The organism is Pigmentiphaga sp. (genome assembly GCF_019689535.1).
Taxonomy (GTDB): domain Bacteria; phylum Pseudomonadota; class Gammaproteobacteria; order Burkholderiales; family Burkholderiaceae_B; genus Pigmentiphaga.
Genome location: NZ_JADGHH010000220.1, coordinates 1 through 5,178 on the forward strand (window position 1 = coordinate 1; position 5,178 = coordinate 5,178).

Sequence of the window (5,178 nt, forward strand, 5' to 3'; positions counted from 1 at the left end):
TGCCCCGCCCCCCAGCCCGCGTATCCGAGCGTGACCAGCATCTGCCCCGGCCCCTGCCCTTCTGCCACGGCCTGGAGCACGTCGCGGGACGTCGTCAGGGCGAGGTCACCCACCTTGATGGACGAGGTGTATTGGCCCACGGGCGCATGGAGCACGAAGCCGCGGTCGGTCTGTACCGGGCCGCCGAAGTAGACCGGCGCGCCCGCCCGCTCGGGATCGTTCAGGGGCAGCTCGATGCGCTCGAACAGGGCCGCCAAAGTGAGGTCGGTGGGCCGGTTGATCACCAGGCCGAGCGCGCCTTTGGGCGTATGTTCGCAAACGTAGATGACGGCGCCGGCAAAATTCGGATCCGCCATGCCGGGCATGGCGATCAGGAACTGATTCGTGAGATCGAAATTGGCGCGTTCGCTCATAGCCGGATTGTAATCGTCACGGAACGAGGTCAGATCTCGACCATCTCAAAATCTTCCTTGCGTGCCCCGCACTCGGGACACACCCAATTCGGCGGCACGTCTTCCCACTTGGTGCCGGGCGGAATGCCCTCCTCCGGCAACCCCGCGGCTTCATCATAGATCCAGCCGCAAATCAGACACATCCAGGTACGCATTGTTTTCAATTAATTATTACTGGGCCCGTTCCCGCAACCGGGAACTAACAGGCATCTATTAGAATCTCGCATCTTACCGAAACACCGTGGGCCGCGCCTGATCCTATGCCGGCGGGCCCGCTTTCCGGGATTTTTTTCGTTGCCAGCGCCCACGCCACCCCTCGTCCTGACGTTCGCCCCTTCCGATCCCAGCGGAGGTGGAGGCATCCAGGCGGATTTGATTACCTGCGCCAGCATGGGCTGCCATACGCTGACCGTGCTGACCGGTTTCACCGTGCAGGACTCGGTCAGCCTGGAAGATGCCGAAGCCCTCGGGCCGGAATGGATCGATGACCAGGCGCGCAGCCTCCTGGAAGACATGCCCGTGCGCGCATTCAAGGTGGGCGGGCTGTTCTCTGCCGAGGGCGTGGCGGCCGTGGCCGAGATCCTGGCCGACTACTCGGCCGTGCCCGTGGTGCTCCACCTGGGTGCCGACCCGCTCGACGCGGATGACGCGGAGACCGAAGATTCAGCCGAAGAAGTGATGGCGGCCACGATCGAGCTGCTCGTGCCGCAGGCCACGATCGTGGTGGCGGACAGCTTGCGCCTGGCGCAAGTCGCGTCCGACGGCCTGCTCGAGGCCGACGGCGAAGACCCGGCCCAGGCGCTGATGCGCCGTGGTGCGGCGTGGGTGCTCGCTACCGGCCTGCACCAGCCGGGAACGGTGGTCGTCAACACCCTGCGCGGGAGCGGCGACTCGGCGGAGCAGCCTACGGCCGAGTATCGCTGGCCGCGCCTGCCCGGCAGCTTCCGCGGTGCGGGCTCCACGCTATCGGCGGCGCTGGCGGCGTTGCTTGCCAACGGCATGGAAGTGCGCGACGCCGTTCCGGAGGCTCAGGAATACGTTTGGCGCGCCTTGGCCGCGGGATTCCAGCCCGGCATGGGCCGCCAGCTGCCCGACCGCTTCTTCTGGGCTCGCCAAGGCAACAGCTCGGCCACCGCCACCCACTGCCCCGCCAGGAGCTCCCCGGCGAAGGACGAGACATGACGCCTGCCCCCGACGCTGCTCCCGCGCTCGCCAGCCCCATGCGCGGACTGTATGGCATCACCCCCGAATGGGATGACACCGACCGGCTGGTGGCCGCGGTGCAGGCTGCCGCGCGCGGCGGCATGCGGGCCGTGCAGCTGCGCCGCAAACATGCCGGCCGCACCAAGCGCCTGGAACAGGCGCGCGCGCTGCGGGCGGCGTGCGACAGGCTCGGCGTGCTGCTCATCATCAACGACGATTGGCGCCTGGCGCTGGAGGCCGGGGCCGACGGGGTCCATCTTGGCCGCGACGACGGCGACATCGCCGAAGCCCGCCGGGCCGGCGGCCCCGCGCTGCTGATCGGCGCATCCTGCTACAACGAGCCCGAACGCGCCCGCGCGGCGCTAGAAGCCGGCGCCGACCACGTAGCCTTCGGCGCGGTGTTCGCCTCGCCCACCAAGCCTGCGGCCGTGCGTGCCCCCCTCTCCTGCCTGGAACAGGCGCGGGCCCTGCGCCTGCCCCGAACCGAGGAGCCGACCCGGCCCGCCATCGTGGCCATCGGCGGCATCACGCCAGACAACGCCCGCCAAGCCGTGGCCGCGGGGGCGGACGCCCTGGCCGTCATCACCGCGCTGTTCGGCGCGGAAGACATCGAAGCCGCGGCACGCGCCTTCGGACGCGCCTGGCCCCACGGCCACGACGCCAACCCATCTAGCAAGGCATGACCATGACACGCAATGCAGAACTCTTCGAGCGCGCCTGCCGGACCATTCCGGGCGGCGTCAACTCGCCGGTACGCGCTTTCCGTTCCGTGGGCGGCACGCCGCCTTTCATCCGGCGCGGCGCGGGCCCGTACATCTGGGATGCCGAAGGCAAGCAATACATCGACTACGTCGGCTCGTGGGGTCCGGCCATCCTGGGCCATGCCCACCCGGACGTGATCCGGGCCGTGCAGGCGGCGGCAGCCGACGGGCTGTCCTTCGGCGCCCCGACGGAGGCTGAGGTCGAGCTGGCCGAAATGCTGGCGCAGCGGCTCCCCTCCATCGAGCAGGTGCGGCTGGTGAGCTCGGGCACCGAAGCCACCATGAGCGCGATCCGCCTGGCGCGCGGCTTTACCGGCCGCGCCAAGATCGTCAAGTTCGAAGGCTGTTACCATGGCCATGCCGACAGCCTGTTGGTGAAGGCGGGCTCGGGGCTGCTGACCTTCGGCAATCCGACTTCCGCGGGCGTGCCGCCCGAATTCGCCGCCCACACGCTGGTGCTGGACTACAACGACATCGCGGGCGTGGAGGCCGCCTTCAAGCAATATGGCGACGAGATCGCCTGCGTGATCGTCGAGCCGGTGGCGGGGAACATGAACCTCGTGCAGCCGGTGCCGGGTTTCCTGCAGACGCTGCGCGACCAATGCACGCGCTACGGCGCCGTGCTCATCTTCGACGAGGTCATGACCGGTTTCCGCGTGGGGCCCCAGGGCGTGCAGGGCCGCACGGGCATCGTGCCGGACCTGACGACGCTCGCCAAGGTCATAGGCGGCGGCATGCCCATTGGCGCATTCGGCGGCCGGCGCGACATCATGGCGCACATCGCGCCGCTGGGGCCCGTCTACCAAGCCGGCACGCTGTCCGGCAACCCGGTGGCGGTCGCAGCCGGCATCGCGACGCTGCGCCTGCTGGACGAACCCGGCTTTTATGAACGGCTGGAAGCGCAAACGCGCAAGCTGGTCGAAGGGCTGCGCAACGCCGCCGCGCGCGCCGGCGTGCCGTTCACCGCCGACCACGTGGGCGGGATGTTCGGCCTGTATTTCCGCGACAGCGTGCCGACCTCGCTGGCCGAAGTATCGACTTCCGACACCCAGGCGTTCAACCAGTTCTTCCACGCGGCGCTGGCGCGCGGCGTCAACTTCGCGCCGTCGGCGTTCGAGGCAGGCTTCGTTTCGATCGCGCACGACGACGACGTGATCGAGCGCACCATCGCCATCGCCGGCGAGGCTTTCGCCGAACTCAAACGCTAACGCGCCGGCACGGCATCTCCCAGCCGGCGCCCCCTACCTTCGATCCGCGAGGACACCCATGGCCGTCAATCTTCCCATTCCCGCTCCCGATCAGGTCTTTCCCGTGGACGGCGTCGAAATCGGCGTCACCGAGGCCGGCATCCGCAAGGCCGGCCGACGCGACCTGACGGTCTTCCGCCTGGCCGAAGGCACCCAGGTGGCCGGCGTCTTCACGCGCAACCGTTTCCGCGCCGCCCCCGTGCAAGTGTGCGAAGCGCATCTCGCGCAAGGCCTTCCGATCCGCGCCATGGTCGTCAACACAGGCAACGCCAACGCCGGCACGGGCGAACCCGGGCTCGCCGCGGCGCGCGCCACATGCGAGGCGCTCGCGCGCCTGCTGCAGGTCGATCCGCGCCAAGTCCTGCCGTTCTCGACCGGCGTCATCCTGGAGCCGCTGCCGGTGGACCGCATCGAAGCCGGCCTGCCCGCGGCCGTGCAGGCGCTCGCCCCGGGCAACTGGACCGAAGCCGCGTACGGCATCATGACCACCGACACGTTGCCCAAGATCGTATCGACCAAGGCCACGATAGGCGGACACCAGATCACCATCACCGGCATCAGCAAGGGCGCGGGCATGATCCGGCCCAACATGGCCACCATGCTGGGCTTCCTGGCAACCGACGCCGCCATCGACGGCGCGCTGCTCCAGCGCATGGTGGGCCAGATCGCGGACGTCTCGTTCAACCGCATCACGGTGGATGGCGACACCTCGACCAACGACTCCTTCATGCTCGTGGCGACGGGCCGCGCCGGGCTGCGCGTCGAATCGGAAACGGACCCGCTCTATCCGGAGCTCCTGGCCACGCTCAAGGCCGCGGCCACCCATCTCGCACAGCTGATCGTGCGCGACGCCGAAGGCGCGACCAAGTTCATTACCATCCGGGTGGAGGATGCCGGCACGCAGGAGGAGGCCCTCAAGGTTGCCTATTCCGTCGCGCACTCGCCGTTGGTCAAGACAGCCTTCTATGCATCCGACCCCAACCTGGGCCGCATCCTGGCCGCCATCGGCTACGCCGGCATCGAGGACCTCGACGTCGGGCAGGTGAACCTGTGGCTGGATGACGTATGGGTGGCGAAGAACGGAGGCCGCAACCCTGACTACCAGGAAGAGGACGGCCAGCGCGTGATGAAGCAGGCCGAAATCGGGGTGCGGATCTCGCTGGGCCGCGGCAACGTGGCCGAAACGGTGTACACCTGCGACTTCTCGCACGAATACGTGAGCATCAACGCGGACTACCGCTCCTGAGCCGCCAAGAACACGATCCGGGGCCGGCCGGCCCCGGCCGACGATAGGAACGCTACTGTGCCGAACGAGTCTTCTCCTTCCATCGATCTCGCTTCCTTCCTGAAACGCGCCGAAGGCGTCCTGGCGCAACTCGAAGCCTGGCTCCCCCCCGCGCCCCCGCCCATAGACTGGAATGCCCATGCCTTCCGCTGGCGCAAGCGGAGCACGCGCGGCTGGCTGGAGCCGGTGCGGCACATCGCCCGCATCCACCTCGATGACCTGCAGCACAT

6 protein-coding genes and 1 pseudogene are annotated in these 5,178 nt (G+C 68.5%); 5 read left to right on the forward strand and 2 right to left on the reverse strand.

Annotation, left to right across the window (positions count from 1 at the left end):
- The coding region (locus tag IRZ12_RS15315; RefSeq protein WP_296470171.1) for a YqgE/AlgH family protein at positions 1-413 on the reverse strand (413 nt) is incomplete at its 3' end.
- Between the two features lie 29 nt (positions 414-442).
- Positions 443-607 (reverse strand): rubredoxin, encoded by a 165-nt coding sequence (locus IRZ12_RS15320; RefSeq protein WP_087780643.1) that lies wholly within the window; start codon positions 605-607, stop codon positions 443-445.
- Positions 608-746: 139 nt separating this feature from the next.
- Between IRZ12_RS15320 and IRZ12_RS15325 the strand changes: the two genes are divergently transcribed.
- The 5 genes and pseudogenes from IRZ12_RS15325 to IRZ12_RS15345 form a co-directional block, all read left to right on the forward strand.
- Positions 747-1,634, forward strand: coding sequence for a hydroxymethylpyrimidine/phosphomethylpyrimidine kinase (locus IRZ12_RS15325; RefSeq protein ID WP_296470178.1), 888 nt, complete (start codon positions 747-749; stop codon positions 1,632-1,634).
- Positions 1,631-2,338 (forward strand): thiamine phosphate synthase, encoded by a 708-nt coding sequence (gene thiE / locus IRZ12_RS15330; RefSeq protein ID WP_296470181.1) that lies wholly within the window; start codon positions 1,631-1,633, stop codon positions 2,336-2,338. Before IRZ12_RS15325 ends, thiE begins: the two co-directional genes overlap by 4 nt.
- Positions 2,339-2,340: 2 nt before the next feature.
- Entirely contained in the window at positions 2,341-3,624 is a 1,284-nt protein-coding gene (gene hemL / locus IRZ12_RS15335; RefSeq protein ID WP_296470184.1) for a glutamate-1-semialdehyde 2,1-aminomutase, read from the forward strand.
- 58 nt (positions 3,625-3,682) lie between these two features.
- The gene (gene argJ / locus IRZ12_RS15340) at positions 3,683-4,909 is read left to right on the forward strand and encodes a bifunctional glutamate N-acetyltransferase/amino-acid acetyltransferase ArgJ (protein WP_296470187.1); all 1,227 of its coding nucleotides are present in this window, start codon (positions 3,683-3,685) and stop codon (positions 4,907-4,909) included.
- A 57-nt stretch (positions 4,910-4,966) separates the two neighbouring features.
- Positions 4,967-5,178: pseudogene (locus IRZ12_RS15345) on the forward strand (AAA family ATPase); the annotation flags it as partial.

Coding starts and splice junctions, on each gene's coding strand:
- hemL (WP_296470184.1), top strand. CDS start 2,341: ATGACACGCAATGCAGAACTCTTCGAGCGCGCCTGCCGGACCATTCCG.
- IRZ12_RS15320 (WP_087780643.1), bottom strand. CDS start 607: ATGCGTACCTGGATGTGTCTGATTTGCGGCTGGATCTATGATGAAGCC.
- argJ (WP_296470187.1), top strand. CDS start 3,683: ATGGCCGTCAATCTTCCCATTCCCGCTCCCGATCAGGTCTTTCCCGTG.
- thiE (WP_296470181.1), top strand. CDS start 1,631: ATGACGCCTGCCCCCGACGCTGCTCCCGCGCTCGCCAGCCCCATGCGC.